General features: G+C 61.7%; 16 protein-coding genes. 6 read left to right on the top strand and 10 right to left on the bottom strand.

What is annotated here, in order from left to right:
• Nucleotides 1-100: 100 nt before the first annotated feature.
• The 3 genes from FEZ59_RS13155 to FEZ59_RS13145 are packed head-to-tail and all read left to right on the top strand — an operon-like array spanning nt 101 to nt 3186.
• A complete protein-coding gene (locus FEZ59_RS13155; RefSeq protein WP_020971194.1) occupies nt 101-760 on the top strand; it encodes a GAP family protein in 660 nt (219 codons plus the stop codon).
• Nucleotides 761-775: 15 nt separating this feature from the next.
• Nucleotides 776-1489, top strand: coding sequence for a GAP family protein (locus FEZ59_RS13150; protein ID WP_019745851.1), 714 nt, complete (start codon nt 776-778; stop codon nt 1487-1489).
• Nucleotides 1486-3186 carry a SulP family inorganic anion transporter gene (locus FEZ59_RS13145; protein WP_172932738.1) on the top strand — a complete coding sequence of 567 codons (1701 nt, stop codon included), beginning with the start codon at nt 1486-1488 and terminating at the stop codon, nt 3184-3186. The genes FEZ59_RS13150 and FEZ59_RS13145 overlap by 4 nt, the downstream gene beginning before the upstream one ends.
• Here FEZ59_RS13145 and FEZ59_RS13140 read toward each other — a convergent pair.
• The 5 genes from FEZ59_RS13140 to FEZ59_RS13120 all read right to left on the bottom strand — a co-directional run bounded on the left by FEZ59_RS13140 (nt 3178) and on the right by FEZ59_RS13120 (nt 10768).
• The gene (locus FEZ59_RS13140; protein ID WP_172932737.1) at nt 3178-3999 is read right to left on the bottom strand and encodes a hypothetical protein; all 822 of its coding nucleotides are present in this window, start codon (nt 3997-3999) and stop codon (nt 3178-3180) included. The genes FEZ59_RS13145 and FEZ59_RS13140 overlap by 9 nt on opposite strands.
• A 14-nt stretch (nt 4000-4013) precedes the next feature.
• Complete coding sequence (locus FEZ59_RS13135; RefSeq protein WP_172932736.1) at nt 4014-6728, bottom strand: LuxR C-terminal-related transcriptional regulator; 2715 nt, start codon at nt 6726-6728, stop codon at nt 4014-4016.
• Between the two features lie 177 nt (nt 6729-6905).
• On the bottom strand, nt 6906-7868 hold the full coding sequence (locus FEZ59_RS13130) for an asparaginase (protein ID WP_172932735.1): 963 nt from the start codon (nt 7866-7868) through the stop codon (nt 6906-6908).
• Nucleotides 7869-7883: 15 nt separating this feature from the next.
• The gene (locus FEZ59_RS13125; RefSeq protein WP_172932734.1) at nt 7884-9329 is read right to left on the bottom strand and encodes an amino acid permease; all 1446 of its coding nucleotides are present in this window, start codon (nt 9327-9329) and stop codon (nt 7884-7886) included.
• A complete protein-coding gene (locus FEZ59_RS13120; RefSeq protein ID WP_019745845.1) occupies nt 9329-10768 on the bottom strand; it encodes an aspartate ammonia-lyase in 1440 nt (479 codons plus the stop codon). Before FEZ59_RS13120 ends, FEZ59_RS13125 begins: the two co-directional genes overlap by 1 nt.
• A 216-nt stretch (nt 10769-10984) precedes the next feature.
• On the opposite strand from FEZ59_RS13120, the gene FEZ59_RS13115 reads away from it, so the two are divergent.
• Both FEZ59_RS13115 and FEZ59_RS13110 read left to right on the top strand, forming a co-directional pair.
• A complete protein-coding gene (locus FEZ59_RS13115; RefSeq protein WP_021333372.1) occupies nt 10985-11695 on the top strand; it encodes a FadR/GntR family transcriptional regulator in 711 nt (236 codons plus the stop codon).
• Nucleotides 11695-12453: an ankyrin repeat domain-containing protein gene (locus tag FEZ59_RS13110; protein WP_172932733.1), complete on the top strand. Its 759-nt coding sequence runs from the start codon at nt 11695-11697 to the stop codon at nt 12451-12453. The genes FEZ59_RS13115 and FEZ59_RS13110 overlap by 1 nt, the downstream gene beginning before the upstream one ends.
• Here the strand turns inward: FEZ59_RS13110 and FEZ59_RS13105 are convergent.
• Nucleotides 12414-13385 carry a helix-turn-helix domain-containing protein gene (locus FEZ59_RS13105; protein ID WP_172932732.1) on the bottom strand — a complete coding sequence of 324 codons (972 nt, stop codon included), beginning with the start codon at nt 13383-13385 and terminating at the stop codon, nt 12414-12416. The genes FEZ59_RS13110 and FEZ59_RS13105 overlap by 40 nt on opposite strands.
• A 168-nt stretch (nt 13386-13553) precedes the next feature.
• Here FEZ59_RS13105 and FEZ59_RS13100 point away from each other — a divergent pair, with 168 nt between their 5' ends.
• On the top strand, nt 13554-14360 hold the full coding sequence (locus FEZ59_RS13100; protein ID WP_172932731.1) for an alpha/beta hydrolase: 807 nt from the start codon (nt 13554-13556) through the stop codon (nt 14358-14360).
• A 30-nt stretch (nt 14361-14390) separates the two neighbouring features.
• On the opposite strand, the gene FEZ59_RS13095 is transcribed toward FEZ59_RS13100, so the two are convergent.
• From FEZ59_RS13095 to FEZ59_RS13080, 4 genes are all read right to left on the bottom strand, one after another.
• Nucleotides 14391-15581, bottom strand: a complete 1191-nt coding sequence (locus FEZ59_RS13095; protein ID WP_020909545.1) for a lipid-transfer protein — start codon at nt 15579-15581, stop codon at nt 14391-14393.
• A complete protein-coding gene (locus FEZ59_RS13090; protein ID WP_019745839.1) occupies nt 15578-16054 on the bottom strand; it encodes an OB-fold domain-containing protein in 477 nt (158 codons plus the stop codon). Before FEZ59_RS13090 ends, FEZ59_RS13095 begins: the two co-directional genes overlap by 4 nt.
• 212 nt (nt 16055-16266) lie before the next feature.
• Complete coding sequence (locus FEZ59_RS13085; RefSeq protein WP_134998971.1) at nt 16267-17994, bottom strand: FAD-dependent oxidoreductase; 1728 nt, start codon at nt 17992-17994, stop codon at nt 16267-16269.
• 33 nt (nt 17995-18027) lie between these two features.
• Entirely contained in the window at nt 18028-19035 is a 1008-nt protein-coding gene (locus FEZ59_RS13080) for a diiron oxygenase (protein WP_134998970.1), read from the bottom strand.
• Nucleotides 19036-19162: the final 127 nt, after the last annotated feature.

The raw sequence follows: 19162 nt of genomic DNA, 5'->3' as shown, positions 1-19162 counted from the left end.
CCCAACGGGTGAATGTCATCGCGGCTCCATTCATCCCTTTTGTGTGAGGCTGCGAAAGAACGTCACCCCTAGTGTCGACCGGGAGAGAGAAGAGGTCGGCATGGGATCTGTCATCGGGGATCTTCTACCCTTAGCGGTCGGTGTTGCGGTATCGCCCATCCCGATCATCGCGGCGATCTTGATGTTGTTGTCCAAGCGAGCCGGTAGCACCAGCGTCGGATTCGCCCTGGGCTGGATACTCGGAATAGTTGTCGCCACTGTGATCTTCGTGCTCCTGTCCAGCAAGCTCGGCGACTCCGAAGGCGATCCCTCTGCGACGGTGTCGTGGATCAAGCTGGCGTTGGGTGTGTTGCTACTTGCGTTCGGAGTGAAGCAATGGCGTGGGCGCGGTGGCGAGCATGAAACCCCGAAGTGGATGCAAGCCATCGACGACATGACCGCTGCCAAGGGCATCGGCTTGGGCTTCGCGCTGGCAGCGATCAATCCGAAGAATCTGATGATGTGTATCGCGGCTGGAATCTCGATCGGCTCTGCGTCATTGGGCTCCGGTGAAGTAGTCGTCGCGGTTCTGGTTTTCACCGTCATCGCTGCCTCGACAGTGTGCGTGCCCGTGATCGGTTACCTCGTTGCCGCGGAGCGACTGCGCGGTCCGCTGGCCAAGCTGAAGGTGTGGTTGCAGGACAACAACGCCACTGTGATGAGTGTGTTGATCCTGGTTATCGGTGTTGTTCTCATCGGTAAGGGCATCGGCGGTCTCTGACAACGGGAGGTAGTTATGGGATCGCTGCTACTGCAACAGATCCCGCTGGCACTCGGTATCATCATGAGCCCGCTGGCGGTTGTCGCCGTTGTCGCCGTGCTCTTTTCCGAACGAGCGCGTCTCAACAGCATCGCGTATCTGATCGGGTGGTATCTCGGAATAGTTGTCGCCCTGGCCGGGTCGTACATCATCTTGACCGCACTCCAAGTTCATCAGAGAACACACCCACCCCTGTGGGTGCCCATCCTCCACCTCGTTCTCGGCGTGACATTGCTCGCGGGTGCCTGGTTCGTCTACACGCGTAGTCGGCGCGGAGTACAGGCGATGGCGGCTGCAGTGGCTCCGGGAGATGTTGTCGCGGCGGCCCCTCAACTGCCGAAAATGCTCCAGTCGGTAGAACACTTCCAGCCGATGCGATCGGGTGTGCTCGGGTTCGCGCTGTTCGTTCTCAATCCCATCGACATGTCCTGTGCGATTGCCGCTGCCATGAACTTTCGCCTCAGCACCGTGGCGCCGACGTCGCAGATCGTCTCGGCCGTGATCTTTTCTCTGGTGTCCGTGACCTCGGTCGCCGTGCCTGTCGCCCTTCTCCTGATCAAGAAGGAGGAGGCCACCGAACCGCTGCAGAAGATCCGCACCTGGATAGCCACCAACACGCACTTGCTGAACGTCGGGCTCCTCGTCCTGATCGCGGCGATGCAGATCAGTAAAGGGGTGCAAGGGCTATGAGTGCTCCGCGCACACGGACGTGGTGGGTCTTCGGATCACTGTCCGACTATCAGCGAGGCTGGCTTCGCCCAGACATCATCGCGGGCCTCACGGTGTGGGCTGTCCTTGTCCCGGAAGCGCTCGCGTACGCCACCATCGCCGGAGTTCCGCCGGTGGTCGGGCTCTATGCTGCAGTTCCGTCACTGATTCTGTATGCAGCAGCAGGTAGTTCGCGGCATCTGATCGTCGGACCGATGTCGGCCACTGCCGCGTTGTCCGCGGCGATGATCGCTCCACTGGCGTCAGGAGACGACACCAGATTTGTCGCGTTGTCGGTCGGGCTCGCGATCGTGACCGGACTCGTCGGATTGCTCGCAGGGTTCATGCGCCTCGGATTCATCGCATCCTTCATCTCCGAGCCGGTTCTCAAGGGATTCATAGTCGGTTTGGCGCTCACGATCATCATCGGTCAAGTACCCAAACTCCTGGGCGTGGACAAGGGCGAGGGGAACTTCTTCGTCCAGGCGTGGACGGTGATCAAGGAACTTGGCGAGGTCGACGGTCCGACGGTGGTCATCGGATTGCTCAGCTTGGCAATGGTTCTGGGAGTCAAGCGATGGCTCCCGCTCGTGCCAGGTTCGCTTCTGGTTGTATTACTGGGGATTACCGCAGTGGCGCTGTTCGGACTCGACGACCGTGGCATCGACATCGTCGGACACATCGATTCGGGCTTGCCGACTATGGGCCTGCCGAGTGGAGTGGGAGCCGAGGACTACCTCGACCTCGTGGGGCCGGCCGTCGGTGTTCTACTCATCGGTTTCGCCGAAGGTCTCGGCGCTGCAAAGACATACGCGGCGAAGGTCGGATACACGATCGACGCCAATCGGGAACTGGTAGGACTGGGGGCCGCCAATCTCGGATCGGGCATCTGCTCGGGAATGGTGGTCAACGGCAGCCTCTCGAAGACGGCTGTCAACGGGGGAGCGGGTGCCAAATCACAGGTCAGCGGGTTGGTGGTCGCCGCATTGACGCTGCTGACACTGCTGTTCCTGACTGGGTTGTTCGAGAAACTACCGGAAGCGACGCTATCGGCGGTGGTGATCGCCGCAGTGATCGAACTAGTGGATTTCTCTTCTCTCGCAGCGCTGTACCGGGTCTGGACGAAGCGATTGGGCAGCATCTACGGGCACGCCGCTCGGGCCGATTTCGCCGCCGCTGTCGCGGCGATGTTCGGAGTTCTCCTGTTCGATACCTTGCCCGGTCTGATCATCGGAATTGTCGTCTCGATGCTGCTGCTCCTGTATCGAGTCTCCAAACCGCACGTGGCCGCTCTGGCCAAGGACGGCACGCGCTGGGTCGACACCAGCAGCCATCCTGATCTGAGGACACTCGACGGCGTCGTGGTGGTCAGGGTCGAATCCGGACTCTTCTTCGCGAATGCCGATCACGTCCGTGATCAGATCACCGGCATGGTGACCACCGGGACCACGACGGTCATTCTCGACGCCGAGACTTCACCGTTCATCGACGTCAGCGCGGCCCAGATGTTGGCTCAGCTTCGAGATTCGTTGGCTCGCAAGAATGTGAGCTTCCGGGTGGCCCGCGACATCGGTCAGTTCCGCGATGTCTTGTCCGGGGCTGACGAGGGTGCGCTGAAGGTCGACGTCTATCCGACCGTCTCGCAGGCACTCGAGGGTCGGGACAACACTTCAGCGTGAGGTCCGCAGCCAGATTCCCAGTGGCCCCGCATCTTTTGCGACCGATCCGACGATCGACGACGCGACCACCACGATGGCAGAGAAGATGAACAGCCACCCGATCACGGTGAACATCACGCCGAGAAGGCCGAACTCGTCCTGAGACGTCTTGGTCATCCGCGGCAGAAACAGAGTGCCGGCCACGTGCAGTCCGGTCAGACCCGTCGCGGTGAGCAAGCCGGACCCGACACACATACGAGTGGTCATGCGATTGGCGGTCAACAGCATGGGCACAGCAGTCCAGACCAGTGCCCACACTGCGTAGACCGCAACAAATTCCAGGAGACTGCCCACTCTCGGAACGGCATTCAGTTCGCGGCACAGCGCAGCACCGACCACTGACGCGGCGACGACGAACACGACCGCGATCCACCGCCATGCCTGGCGAAGTGTCGCTGTCGGCACCCTCCAGATTCGTCCGTACATCCGGCCAAGGGCGCGAGCGTAGGACGTGGAACTGATCAACAGCATGAGCAAGCCGACAATGCCGAACGCGGCCGCAGTGGAGGTGTCGGTCATCACGGCGTCGGGAAGCTGCACCCCGAGGTCGTCTCTGGCGACATCGGCCAAGGGCTTCAACTTTTCCAGGGTGGACGCTGCGATCATCACCGGCAGCAAGGACGTGAACGCCTGGGCTGCCAAAGTCATGGCGCTGTCGACGAGTCCGACTTCGAAGACGTCGATCGTCGCGTCGGTAGCCAACCGTCGGCTTGGTGTGCGTCTCGCCCAGACGGTCATTCGATCGCGCGTATCGGAGTACAGCTTCGGGGGCATGGAAGCAGTCTTGCTCAGATGAGTCCGCCGCGACGCGCAGCCTTGAGTGCGTCGCGTCGGTTACTTACTTCCAACTTCCGATAGATCCCGCGTAGATGCGTCTTGATGGTGTTGACGGACAGGAACAGCGTGTCGGCGATCGACTCGGTGGTGTCTCCCGAGGCCAGTTCGCGCAGCACGGTGCATTCGCCCGGTGTGAGGATCGGTGCACTCACCAGCTCTTGTGGACGAATGCGGTTGCGTACCTGTTCGGCAAAAGCCTCCTGATCGCCGAAGTGCCCACTGAACTCGTCGAAGATCGGACGCAGTGACGCGCCGTAGTCGAGGAAAGGTCGCAACAGCCCACCGGTTTCTGCGGCTCGCAGGGCTTTGTGCAGCGAACGAAACGACTTGCGCTCGTGACCGGTGGCAGCGTGGATCCCAGCCTCGAGTGTCCAGGCGTAGACGGTGTGGGCGAGCACAGGCTCTTCGGTGGATCCGAGGGCTTCGGAAACCTCGACGAGTGCTTCTGCGAACTTGTTGGACGAGAAAGCCACGGCAGCTCGCGCCAGGTGTATCTCGGAAGTCTCGCCGAACTGATCAGCCGCATCGCGCACGAGTCGGCCCGCCCATTCCACTTCGCCGACCGACAGGCATGCGTTCACGACCGGTGGGAGTAGGGCAAGAGTCGCCAATGAGAAGGTGCGCAGTGCGATCGCGCTGAGCATCGCATCGCGGACGTCGGCAGCGGTCGACCGTCGATCGGCCGCGTCGCCGAGACTGTGGAGCCCGAACGTGACGACGGTGTGCCACCCGAATGCCGGGACGCTGGCGCCGAGAACATCTGTGCTCCGGTAGTTTCCGATAGTCGGTATGCGGTACGGAAGTTCGCTGGTGGCGCAGAGATATGCAGCGAAGGCCACCACGGACGCGGACAACTCGTACTCCGCCGTCGTTGTGATTCGGTGTTCGACCGCGTAGTCGATGGCGTAGATGGAGTGTGCCCTCATCGCCTCGATGTCCCCGCTGAGTGAGGCGACAAATCCCAGCCCGGTCAGTGCCTTCAGTACGAATCGCGACCTGCCTCGTAGTGTTCCGAGCGCGACCGCCTGGGTGTATTCGACAGTTGCCCTGTCGAACTCGCGTTTGAGTAGGAGGGCCGTCGCTACCTCGAGGTGAGCGTAGGCTTCGACGTCCGAGTGAGTGCTGTTCTGGCGCCGCACCAGGCGCGAAACCAATGGTTTGTTGTCGGAAGTTGGCGAAGCACAGGAGATTTCCAGACTCATCGCCAGGAACAGTGGCTCGTCCGCAATAGGCGGATGAGTTGCCTCGAGGAGATCGAGGCACGTGGTCGCAGAGGTCATGTCACCGGAATGGAGGGCGGCCGCAGCCAGGACCAGGCGGGTGATCGGAGATTCGGAGACCTGCGTCGGTGCGGATTCGAGCACTCGGACGACGTCTCCGCTGTGCCCGTCGAGTACGAGGCCCAGTCCGCAGCGCTCGAGAAAAGCGAGGATGCGGCACGGGTCGCCGATCGACACCTCGAGTTCGAGCGCCTCGAGTTCGAAGTGATGACTCTCGAACCAGGTTGCTGCTCGAAGGTGCGCGCGATTTCTCTCCTCGTGATCGACCCGGCGGAACTCTGCGCGGAGGTGTTCGAGGAGAAGGGGGTGGTAGCTGAACCACGTGGTGTGGTCAGCGGAGTCGGTCCGCGTCACGGGGAAGTTGTATTGAATCAGAGCGTCGATCTCGGACCGCGCATTCGAATCGGTCAACGTTTCTGCGAGTTGAGCAGAGAACGAATCGACGACGGATGTCCGCAACATGAATGTCGTGACATGCTCGGGCAAGGATGTCAGGACCTCGTCGACGAGGAAGTCGGCGATCGGGCGGGGCGTATGGGTGAACTCGTTCAATGCATTACCGATGTCGCTCCGGCCTGCCAGGAACGCTGCGGTCAGGCGAACAACAGCGCCCCACCCCTTGGTGAAGTTCTCGACGATTGCGAGCTCGTCGTCGCCGAGGGCGATGTCGTATTCGCCGAACATCGCAGTGATCTCGGTGCGGTCGAAGGCGAGATCGGTGGATGCGAAGCGAGTGAGTCGGCCATCGAGCGCGAGACGATGCCAGGTGAGCGGAGGTTCGTATCGAGCAGCGACGATGATCGACAGATTGTCCGGGGTGTGCGTGAGTATCTGGTCGAGAAGACCGATCGACATCGGATCGTGGAGTGTGTGAACGTCGTCGAGGATCAGCGTCGTTCGGCGATCGTGAGCTTCGACGGTTTCCGCGAAGTGCGCGAGCCACTGTTCGACGGGTCGTCTCGATCCCGCCTGTGCCGGGAACCCTTGCCCGGTGGGCGCGCGACCGGCCGGGTCGAGAGGCGTCGAGATGGCCTCGGCGAGGGATTCGCACAGCACCGACACGTTGTTGTCGCGCTCGGCCAACGTCAGCCAGGCGAGGTCCACGTCAGGGGACGCCCGCGAATACTCACGAGCCCAATTCGCCAGCAGCAGGGTCTTTCCCGCTCCGGCCGGTGCAGAAAGCAGCCCGACGGACCCGGGTCCCGAGCCCTCGGTAGTGGTGGACGCGGTGAGTTTCTGGTGCAACCGGGGACGTGGAACCAGTCCCTTGATTGCAGAGGGCGGGTGAAAGCGCCCGCTGACAGGGACGTCCGACGCGTGAGTGTGCCCGACGCGGTGAGACGCGTCGAGCGTCACTGCAGCGGCATCACGAAATGGGCTGCTCATCCGACTCCTGTTCGACTGGCTGCACTGGACGTGACCGCTGGATCGACATACGTAACGAGTTAGATGATGTGAAACTACCCAATTCGGACACTTGTTAAGCGTCCAAATCAAAAGATTCGGACCAAAGTCCCTGATTTAGCGAGTGGTGCGTTCGAACTACGAACGGCGTCGCCAGTGCTACCGCCTGAACGGCGGGGTGCGAGCAAACCTCGAATATCGGTCGAATACCTTTTCCAGGCCCACGAGATCCGGATCTGACAACAAGGCCGCCAGAAGTACACGTGCCTGCCCGGCCCGAAGATCGGTGGAAAATACAGCGCCTGCGGCGATCAAGTCGTGGCCGCCGCCACCACCACCGTAAACCGGGGAGATTGGCCCCGAGGGCACACGAGTTGTCACGACCACCGGAATGTGAGCGCCTACGCAGTCTCGGACGGCCTCGACGATCGTCGGATTGGCATTTCCCGAACCGAGTCCGTCGAGAACAAGTCCATTTGCCCCGGCGCTCACGCAAGCGTCGATCTGTACGCGGTCTGCCCCGGGATACACGGCGATGATGTCGACGCGGGTGTTCGAAATCGGATGCCACGGCAATGGTTCGGGAGTGCGCAGCAGGGCCGGGTCGATGCGCAACGAGCGGAAGGCGTCAAGTGCCGTCGTGTCGGCCTTTCGCGTACCTGCGGCCGGGTGGACCGAACCGCCGAAGGCGATGAGGACACCACGTCCCTGCGACGAGATGTCGAGTCCGGCCGCGATCGCCGCGGTCAGATTCGAACGAGCGTCGGACTCTGGATGGTCGAAAGTGCGCTGCGCCCCGGTGAAGACCACCGGACGTCGGTCGTCGTGGTGCAGGTCCAACAAGAACGCAGTTTCCTCCATCGTGTCGGTGCCGTGAAGCACGACCACCGCGTCGAGTCCAGGATCCTTCAATTCGTCGGCCACGGCGTCGCGAACACGATCCATGTCCGCGAAGGTCATGCTCGAACTGTCCTTCGACATCACGTCCACGACTCGAAGATCGATGTCGGTCTGCTCATTGCCGAGCAGATCTGCACCGGTGATTGCGGGCCGACTGATTCCGTGCGCATCTCGGGTGCTGGCGATGGTGCCACCAGTGGTGACGACTGCGACTTTCGACACTGAGGTCCTTTCACGTCAAGCTGCGGGGCGATGGATGGCCAACTCGCGAATGCGATTCCTGGCGCCGTACCAACCAATCATCAACAGCGGTGCGATGATCGCGATGGAGCCGACGGTCCATGTTCCAACAGGGTTGTCGAATGCCATCAATACGATAACGACCGCAAGAAAGACCAGTGTCGCGATCCCGGTGTACGGTGCGCCGAATATGCGGAAGGGAGGGCGGGTGACTTTGCCTTGTTTCGCAAGTTGCCAGAGCTTCAACTGGCACAACATTATGACTGCCCACGCACTGATGATGCCGAGGGCTGCAAGATTGAGGACTATTTCGAAGGCTTGCGCTGGGACAACAGCATTGAGCCCGACGCCGAACAGAATGACCACGCCGGTGAGTGCGATTCCCCCGTACGGCACTCCGGCTTTGTTCATTTTGGCAGCGAAGGCAGGCGCCGAGCCTGCCATCGCCATCGAATGGAGTATTCGTCCGGTCGAATACAATCCGGCATTGAGGGAAGACAAGGCTGCCGTGAGAACGACCAGATTCATGATCGCATCCGCACCTTGGATGTTGATCGAACCGAAGAATGTGACGAATGGACTTTCACCGGCGTGGTACTCCGTGTACGGGAGCAACAGCGAGAGCAGTAGCACCGATCCCACGTAGAAGACGAGGATCCGAATGATCACTGTGTTGATTGCCTTGGGTATCACCTTCCGGGGATTTTCGGTCTCTCCGGCCGTGGTTCCCACGAGTTCAATTGAGGCGTAAGCGAACACGACGCCTTGAATCACCACGACTGCCGGCAGTATTCCGTTGGGGAACAGCCCGCCATTGTCGGTGATCAGGCTGAATCCGGAGGAATGCCCTTCGATGGGCGTGCCGAAGAGTACGAAATAGACACCGAACCCGAGGAATGCGGTCAACGCAACGACCTTGATCAACGCGAACCAGAACTCCAGCTCTCCGAAGACTTTGACGGACACCAGATTCAGTCCGAGAACCAACACCACCGCGATCAGAGCGAACATCCACTGATCGATGTGCCCCAGTGGCGCCCAGTACTTCTTGAAGAAGTTCATGTACAACGCCACAGCCGTGACATCGACCACGGCAGTCATTGCCCAGTTCATCCAGTACAGCCAACCCGCAGCGAAAGCCATCTTCTCGCCAAAGAATTCGCGTGCGTAGGAAACGAAGGATCCCGAAGTCGGTCGGTGCATCACCAGTTCGCCGAGTGCCCTCAGGATCAGGAAGGCGAAGAACCCGCACAGCGCGTACACGAGAACCAAGGCCGGGCCCGCCTGTTGGAGTCGCCCTCCCGCACCCATGAAAAGGCCTGTTCCGATCGCACCACCGATCGCGATCATCTGAATCTGTCTGGGGCCGAGCGCCTTCTGATATCCGAGATCCTCTTCAGCGGCAACCTCGGCGTGGGGTGTCTCTTCCCGTTCGACGGTCATCAAACCTCCTCCGCAACGGCGTTAGCATGAGGCTTCTCGCCCGCAACGCGGAGATTGGCGAGATGTTCGGGGCTGAGCAACCGATCGAGTTCCTCGCGGTCGAGCAGGCCCGCTTCGATCACGAGATCGGCGACGCGACGCCCGGAAATCAACGCTTCCTGGGCAATCCGTGTGGACGCGGTATATCCGATGTAGGGGTTGAGCGCGGTGACGAGGCCGATGGAGTCTTCGACTCGCGCGCGCAACAGTTCGGTGTTGGCCGTGATACCGAGTACGCACCGGTCCGCCAGAATGCGGCAAGCCGCACCGAGGTGTCGCATTCCTTCGGACAGTGAGTGCACGATGATCGGCTCGAAAGCGTTGAGTTGGAGTTGCCCGGATTCCGCAGCCATCGTAATCGTCACGTCATTGCCGATGACTTCGTACGCGACCTGATTGAGGACCTCGGGAATTACCGGATTGACCTTGCCCGGCATGATCGACGAACCTGCCTGCACCGGCGGCAGATTGATCTCGTTCAATCCGGCTCGCGGACCAGAAGAGAGCAGCCGAAGATCGTTGCACACCTTGGACAACTTCACAGCGACCCGCTTGAGTACGCCGGAGAGGTGGACGAACTGGCCCACGTCTTGGGTCGCTTCGACCAGATCCGTTGCCAACACCAGCGGCAGCCCGGTTAGTGCGCCCAGGTCGGAACAGGCCACCTCGGCGTAGCCGGCAGGCGCGTTGAGACCGGTGCCGATAGCAGTGGCGCCGAGGTTGATCTCGTGAACGAGAAGAGCAGCCTCAGCCAGGCGCGCTCGATCCTCCTCGATCATGACCGCGTAGGTGCCGAACTCCTGACCCAGAGTCATCGGCACGGCGTCCTGCAGTTGGGTGCGTCCCATCTTCACTGTGTCGGCGAACTCGAGAGATTTGGTCGTGAACGCATTCTGGAGTACACGAAGTGCATCCAGCAGGTCCTCGATCGCGAAGATCGTCGAGATGTTGACGGCCGTGGGGTAGACGTCGTTGGTCGATTGGCTCAGGTTCACGTGCTCATTGGGGTGAAGTCGTTCGTAGTCGCCGCGCTGGTGGCCGAGGATTTCCAATGCGCGATTGGCGATTACCTCGTTGGCATTCATGTTCGTCGACGTTCCGGCACCACCCTGGATGACGTCCACTACGAACTGTTCGTGCCACCGGCCGTCCACGATTTCCTTGCATGCCTGTGAGATGGCCTCGGCTCGCGGGCCGTCGAGGATGCCCAGCTTCTCGTTTGCGCTGGCTGCGGCCCATTTGACGTAAGCGATGCCGCGGATCAGATGCGGGTTCGTGGCAATTGTTCGACCAGTGATCGGGAAGTTCTCCATCGCGCGCAAGGTGTGGATTCCCCAGTACGAATCGGCTGGAACTTCGCGATCGCCGAGCAGATCGTGTTCTGTTCGCGTTTCGAGCACTTGATCAATTCCTCGTGTCTCTTCGCGCAAGCATCACTCTGCGCGGTGGGTGTATTTCGGGATCGCAGCGCTGACGGACAAGTAGTAGACCCACCCAGCTATCGGGCTATCAGGCTGTCTGACAGGTCTAATTGTTACCTCGCTCACTCCTGCACGTCAACCCGTCACCAGGTGCGATGTTTGACGCGGGACTTCGGCAGTCGCAACAATGACGGCATGAACCTGTCAGACAGCTGGGCCACCAGGCGACCAGTCGCCGCGCGGGTGAGTGCTGCCGAGGCAGTCCTCGCAGACCTTCGTGCCGCAATAGCCTCCGGCGATCTGGCAGTCGGAGAGCGTCTCCCGTCCGAAGCGTCCCTGGCCGAAAGGCACGGGGTCAGTCGATCGGTTATCCGCGAAGCCCTGCGCTCGTGCCACGCTCTCGGGCTCACCGAGACAAAATCCGGGCTCGGCACGTTCGTCGTCAGTGATTCGATAGCGCGAGACCTCGATTTCGGCAGCTATGCGGCCAACGAATTGGTCGAAGCACGGCCTCATGTCGAAATTCCGGCCGCAGGATGGGCTGCGCAACGGCACACCGCGGAGGAACTGGCAGCACTCCGCGGACTGGTACAGCAGATGCGTGACGAGGACGATCCGCTCGTATGGGTTGCACTCGACGCCCAATTTCACGGACTGATTGCAAAAGCCAGTAGGAATCGTGTCTTCGAGTCGGTAATCGTCGATATCCGTGAAGCGCTGACAAGGCAATCCGAGACACTCAATCTTGTTGCCGGTCGCCAGGAAAAGTCGAACGAGGAACACGAACGAATAGTCGAAGGAATTGCATCCGGGAGTTACGACCACGCCTCCAGGGCGATGGCCGAACACCTGGACGCCGTCAGGATGACGCTCGAAACACTTGTCCAAGAAAGTGATTCGCTGTGATGGCGCGGCCGCGCAGGTCTGTCCTCGCCTGCGTAATCTTCGCGGCATCGGTGACCGGAGCGTTGGCGGGTTGCAGTTCGTCCGACACCCCGCTGACGCCGACAACCGCGGCGTCAGCGACAACAACGGCAGCTGTACCGCCTACGGGTGTAAAGCCATCGTCGACGCCGGAATCCGAGCGCGCGCTCTTCGATGCTGTGGACCGCAATGATCCCGCAGCTGTTACCGCTGCCCTGACTGCCGGCGCGAACATCGAAGCGCGCGGCGAGGGCGAACGGACTCCACTCGTCGAGGCCACCAAGAACAACGCCGTCGCTGCGGCTTCTGCGTTGATTCTTGCCGGTGCTGACGTGAATGCGAAGGATTCCATGCAGGATTCGGCCTTCCTGTATTCCGGAGCCGAGGGATTGAACGAGATTCTGGCACTGACGCTCAGCCATGGCGCGGATGTCGACAGCGTGAACCGTTACGGCGGTACGGCTCTGATTCCCGCGAGTGAACACGCGCATGTCGAGACCGTCCGGATGCTGATTGCTGCCGGGGTACCGGTCAATCACGTCAATGATCCGGGGTGGACGGCGCTTCTCGAGGCCGTTGTGTACGGCGACGGCTCGGCGCGCTACGTCGACGTGATCACTCAGCTTCTCGACGCCGGGGCAGATCCCTCGATCCGGGATGCGTCGGGAAAGACCGCATTGGACAATGCCGAAAGCCGTGGTCAGTCAGACGTTGTGGCGCTGCTGCAATCGCGGAGCTGACGCCAACGAGTCGGGCTGACTCCGTAGGCCTGCCGAAACCGTCGGCTGAAGTGTCCGGCGTCGACAAATCCCGCACGGCGGGCAATGGTGGCGATCGGCAGGTCGACGGTAGCGGGTCGAGCCAGTTCGTCCCGAGCCTTCTGCAGGCGCTGGGTGATGATCCACTGCTCGAGCCGGAATTCGTTGTCTGAACAGATCTTGTACAACTGACGCAGTGAGATGCTGTGGGCGTGGGCAATTCGTGCAGGATGCAGCGCCGGATCGTGAAGGTGTTCGCGGATGTATCTGCGGATCGATGTCAACGTGAGTGCCGATCTCGGAGCGGAGGCGTCGGGATTTGCATGCGCGATCGATGCGACCAAAGCGCGCGCCAGTTCGATCGAGGCCTCGCCCAATTGTTCGGCGGCAGGATCGGTCTCCAACTGATCGGCGCTGCGGAACAATTCACGAACGTGCGCGATCATCAAGGGGTACAGGTTGCTGTGGTGAGGTCGCGTGGCAGCGTCTCGCACGGTGTCGATCGGTAGTCCCAGCCGATCCATCGGAACGTAGAGGCACTGGGAAGCGCCCGTTCCCGTCCAGGAGAAATCGTAGGTCGACGTCAGGTCCGTCATGAGTAGTTCACCGGCCGGGACTCTGCGTTGTTCATCGTGCTGATCTAGATGGCCGATTCCGCTCTCCTGCAGGGCAATCGCGAGAACCGGCATCGACGCTGATCGCACGTGCCGCGGTGTTCTGGTCAATCGCATCCCCGTCGACTCGGAGCGGAACAGTGATGCTGCGCCCAGATTCCACACGTTCATCCGGGCGCTCACGCCCGCCGGATCCTCCAAGTGGATCGCACAGGGAACCGATGCGCGTCCCATCGCGTCGACGAAGGCGTCCGTGCGTTGGTCAGGCTCCAGCACGGAAGTATCCAGGAGCAAAGCCATGCAGCCTTGATACCCCGGGATGTGGACGCTCAACCAGAATTTGTGCACCGTGAGCCCAGAAGTCTGCACGGACAGTCACGTCCGTCGCAGCAGGTATTTCTAGGATCGAAACGGGCGTGTCCCGGCCTACCGCAGTTTCTCGCTTGCCTAAGAGAGTGAAGGAAACGCATGAAGATCTCACGTGTATTCACAGCAGTTCTGGCAATGCTCATGACAGTCGCGGCCGGACTGATCTTCGGTTCCGGTGCTGCGGTGGCAAGCCCCAAGCCAACTGTCGTTCTGGTTCACGGAGCCTTTGCCGACGCCACCAGTTGGGACGGCGTTGCCGCCGACCTACGCTCGCGTGGCTATCGCGTCGTGGTGCCGGACAATCCTCTGCGCGGGCCGGCTTACGACGCGTCCGTGATCGAGAAGACGGTTGCGGACATCGACGGCCCCGTCGTTCTCGTCGGGCACTCGTACGGCGGCGCGGTGATCACCAATGTCCACGATCCGAAAGTCCAGTCGCTGGTCTACATCGCGGCGTTCGGTCCGGTGGAGGGTGAGCCGGTACAGATCACGATCGACCCGATTCGATTTCCTGGCAGCCAATTGCTTCCTCCCGCTCTGGGATTGAGGATCGTCGACGATCCTCACGCGATCGGCGGGAAGAACGTCGACGGCTACGTCACGGACGAGTATTTCCATTCCGTCTTCGCTCAAGACGTTTCCGACGAGACGGCGGCAACGATGTTGGCTCACCAGAAGTCCGCCGCTTTGTGGGCGAACCTCGAACTCGGCGGGCCACCGTCGTGGGCGAACACACCGAGCTGGTATCTGGTCGCCGGTGAGGATCGCGTGATCCCAGCTTCGGCGCAGCGGTTCATGGCAAACCGGATGGGCGCGAACACCAGCGAACTCCCGACCTCCCATGCCTCGCTGGTTTCACAGCCAGGGGCAGTGGCAGACGTGATCGTGGCGGCCGCTCACGGGTGAGTGTGCGACCGCCACGAAAGTAGAACAGGGTCAGGCGGAAACGATCACCGAGGAGCCGTGTCCGAACAGACCTTGGTTGGCGGTGATACCGATGCGGGCGCCTTCGACCTGACGGCCTTCGGCTTGTCCGCGCAGCTGCCAGGTGAGCTCGCACACCTGCGCAAGTGCCTGTGCGGGAACGGCTTCGCCGAAGCACGCGAGACCGCCGGACGGATTGACCGGGATGCGGCCTCCGATACTGGTGTCACCCGCACGCAGAAGGTGCTCGGCCTCGCCCCGCTTGCACAGCGCGAGGTCTTCGATCCAGTCCAGTTCCACCGAGGTAGCGAGGTCGTAGACCTCGGCGACGTCGACGTCTTCGGGAGAGATTCCGGCTTCCTCGTACGCGGCGTAGCCGATGGATTCCTTGAACGTGCGCTCCGGAGCCGGGACGGCGGAGCTGGAATCGGTGGAGAAGTTCGGCATATCCATGATCGTCTGCGGGAACGTCGGCGTGACCGTCGAAATAGCCTTGATGCGAACAGGTTCCGCGATGCCCATCTTGCGGGCGTATTCCATCGACGTCAGCAAGATTGCGGCGCCGCCGTCGGACGTCGCGCAGATGTCGAGCAGGTGAAGGGGATTGGACACCACGGGGGAGGCCAACACGTTCTCGACGGTGACTTCCTTGCGGTAGCGCGCATTCGGATTATTGAGCCCGTGCTTGGCGTTCTTGACCTTCACGTTGGCGAAGTCCTCCGCGGTGGCGCCGTAGAGGTCGATGCGACGACGCGCGTTGAGCGCGAAGTACGCCGGGTTGGTCATACCCATGAGGCGGAAGCGCAACCAGTCCGGGTCGTCCCAACGCTCACCGGCGACGGGAGCGAGGAAACCCTTGGGGGTGGTGTCGGCTCCGACGACCAGGGCAACTTCGCTGAGGCCGGCCAGGATTCGTGCGCGAGCGGTGTCGAGTGCCTGGGCTCCCGTCGCGCACGCTGCGTACGACGTGGCGACGCGAGCGCCGTTCCAGCCGAGTGCCTGTGCGAAGGTGGCTCCGGCGACGTATCCGCCGTAACCGTTGCGGACTGTCTCGCCGCCGACGATGAAGTCGACGTCCTGCCAATTCACACCCGAATCGGCGAGCGCGGCGCGAGCGGCGGCAACGCCGTATTTCACGAACGACTGCCCCCATTTGCCCCAGGGGTGCATTCCGACACCGAGTACTGCGACGTCCTTGCTCATGACTGCGACTCCTGATCAGCTGCGGCGACAGGCTTCCAGCGCCACGTCGTACGTACTCCGGTTTCGTCGGTGTACAGCGGCTCGACAACCAATTCGACGGTATTGCCGACCTTGAGATCGTCGACGCCGAATCCGTCGGCCACCTGGCCGAGGATGACGATCCCCTCGGGCAGCTCGACTGCTGCGAGAGCAAAAGGCTCGTACGGATCCGAGCGCGGGATGTACGGCGGCGGGGGCTGGTACTGCGCGTCGGTGTACGACCAGACAGTGCCGCGGCGGGAGAGTTCCACGTCGTCGAACTCCTCGCTGAAGCAGCTCGGGTTCTTGCAGAACGTCGCCTCACGAGGGAAGGAAATGGTGCCGCAGGATTGGCACTTCGTGCCGATCAGAGCAGGTTCGTCGCCGGTGGTGAACCAACCCTCTACTGCAGGTGTCACACTCCCGTTCGGCGCCGGCGTTGCAGTCTCGCTCATGCAATCCTCATCTGGTTGGCGAGCCTGATCCGGGGGATCGTGGGCCCGCTGTGCCGCTTACTGGAACAGGTTGCAGTATTACACGATTTTGGCCGCTGACGGGCAAAAATTTTCGCTGAGTGGGACGCTGCCGGAACGCAGACGGCCCCGCCGGGCAGACGAGTCTGCAGGCGGGGCCGTGTGCGTGAAAGTAGCTGTTTACCTGTAGCGGATCAGCGAGCGCGAACGGGTCGACCGAATCGACGCGCCGGTTTCACCCGGGCCGCAGCGTCGAGGATGGAGGTGATCTCGACCTGATCCAGAACCTTTTCGCGGACACGGTCGTGCGCAGCGCCGCGTTCCAGTTCCGCCTTGTCGATGGCGTGCCAGCCCTCGCGGTCGACTACGTCGGACTGTCGCGCCCGAACCAGACGATCGACTGCGGAGTCGTCGGCGACCGGGTTGGTCAGGCGTCCGTCGTTGAAGTCGTCGACGAGCATCCTGATCGTTTCCTGCGCGCAGGACTTGTTGGTGCCGATGAACCCACTCGGTCCGCGCTTGATCCAACCGGTCGCGTAGACGCCGGTTGCGGGATCGCCGTTCGGAGCTTCGAGGACGCGGCCGTTCTCATTCGGAATGACCGAAGCACGCTCGTCGAACGGGACGCCGGTGATGGGCACTCCGCGGTAGCCGATCGAGGTGAGGACCAAGCCGGCATCGATGGTCTCGGTATCGCCGGTCGCCTCGATCTGCACGGTTCCGTTGGCGTCGACCAGGGCGTTGCGAGCGAACTCGATTCCACTGATCTGATCGTCGCCGGTGATCGACGTCGGCGTGAGCAGGTAGCGCAACGTGATGCGCTTGTTGCCGACGTCGACGTGATCGCGGTTCTTCAGTGCTTCGAGTAGACGCAACTTCTGCTCGACGGCATGCGGAAGCTCGCCGCGTTTTGCCAGTTCTTCGGTGGCCGAGTCGAGAACCATGTCGTCGGGTCCGACAGAGAGTTCGATGTCCGGCAGTGCCATCAGGCCGGTGAACTCGGGGACTGTGAACGCGGACTGCGCGATTCCGCGTCGACCCACGATGACAACTTCTTCGACGCGACTCTTCCGCAGAGCGGCGAGTGCGTGAGCGGAGATGTCAGTGCCCGCCAACTTCTCGGGATCGGCCGTGAGAATGCGAGCGACGTCGAGCGCGACGTTTCCGTTTCCGATGATGACCGCGCGGCGATGCGAGAGGTCGAAGACGTCGTCGGCGTGATCGGGGTGGCCGTTGTACCAGGCCACGAAGTCGGTGGCCGATGCCGTGCCAGGCAGATCAGCACCCGGAATGCCGAGACCACGGTCGGACGAAGCGCCGACTGCGTAGAGCACCGCATGGTGATTTTCGAGCAGTTCGCTGTGCGAGATGTGCTTGCCGATCTCGACGTTGAGGTAGAACTCGAAACCCTTTTGTGCGGCGATCTTGTCGAACAAGCGAGTGACCTGCTTGGTCTTCTGATGGTCCGGAGCAACGCCGGCGCGAACCAAGCCGTAAGGCACAGGAAGGCGATCGAAGACGTTGACCTGCACGTCAGGCTGAGTCAGTAACTCGTCCGCGGCGTACATCGCCGACGGTCCGGAACCGACGATCGCAACGCGCAACGGCGGTCGGCCCTTGTCGACGTGGGCTGCCGGGATGACCTTGGCGAGAAGCGGCCTGGGCCGCTCTTCCTTGTAGAAGTCCGCATTGATGGACAGGAAGACTCGCTGCGGGTCGGTCAGCTTCGACTCGGGGACGATGGCGTCGACCGGGCAGGCCGAGACACATGCGCCGCAGTCGACGCAGGCCTGCGGATCGATGTGCAGCATCTCGGCGGTGAGGAAGTCCGGCTCGTCCGGCGTCGGATGGATGCAGTTGACCGGGCAGGCGTAGACGCACGAGGCGTCGCTGCAACAGGACTGCGTGACTACGTGTGGCATGGCGCTATGAGTCCGATCTCGACTGTCCGGGAGCTACGCGGCGGCGTTGTGCGAGCTGCGGTGAGGTTCGCTACGGAAACGTGATGCGCGGCCGTCCATCTTGCAGGACTTCCAGACCAGGCGCGAGGCACGGTTCATCAGGCCGGTGTCGGTGGCCAGCATGCGGACGTCACCGAAGTAGTTGCGCAGGGTCTGGCGCGACTCGGGCAGATCCCAGAACAGGTCCTTCTTCACGGACTTCGGGATGTCGAATTGCTTCCAGAAGGACTTCGGCGGGATGACGATGGCGTCACAGAGAATGCGCATGACGATCGGGAACAGCAGCGAGAGGACGAACCGGTTCGGGCGTGACATCAGCGGGATGCGACGGCTCAGAAGCTTGTGCGCGAACGAGATGTGACGCGCTTCCTCGGCTACGTGGATGGCCATGACCGACTGCATGATCGGGTGGATCTGGCCGCCGGCACGCAGGATGCTCTTCTGAATGTGGTCGATCGGCTCTTCACCGGCGAGGACACCGACGAAGAACAGTTCGGGGAACGGACCCGCAGCGAGGGGAATGAAGGGTGCAAGCATCTTCATCGGACGGCTCATGCCGGGAGCGTCGGCACCGATGCGGTTGACCATCTCCTGGAACATCATCGTGTGGTTGCACTCTTCGACCGACTCGTGCGTGCAGTAGCGCGCCTCGGCCGAATCGTTGGGCAGCGAGAAGACGTACTGCATCATGCCGCGGATCAGAATGTTCTCGAACTGGAGACCGACCTTCGCGACATTGGCCTGGCGCCACATGCCGATTTCGATCTGCCTGGCCTCGGACTGCGACTGGTACCAGGGGTGAGCACCCAGCGGGTCTGTCTCGGCCGGGAGGATCCAGCGGCGATCGTTCGGGACGACGGCAAACTCGGGGGAGTCCCAGTCGATGTCGAGGTACGGGTCGAAGTGCTTGTGCACCGAGCCCTCGGACAGGAGTCGAAGCGTCTCGTTGTACGAGTCGTCGGATGCTTCTCCGCGCTTGTCGAGCGGCGATGTGAGCGTCATGGCGTCTCCTCTTCGTTTCGGTCACCGCTGGTATTTCTCGCGGTGTTCGGTGGAATCGAGGGCCGGTTGTGTGATCGCTGGCACTCGGTCTGGGTTTAATGTAACCCGAGGTATCAGGAAAAGCTAG

The organism is Rhodococcus sp. MS13, assembly GCF_013277835.1.
Classification (GTDB): Bacteria; Actinomycetota; Actinomycetes; order Mycobacteriales; family Mycobacteriaceae; genus Rhodococcus_F; species Rhodococcus_F erythropolis.
Note: the sequence above shows the minus strand (reverse complement) of the source record. Positions and strands in the feature narration are given on the sequence as shown.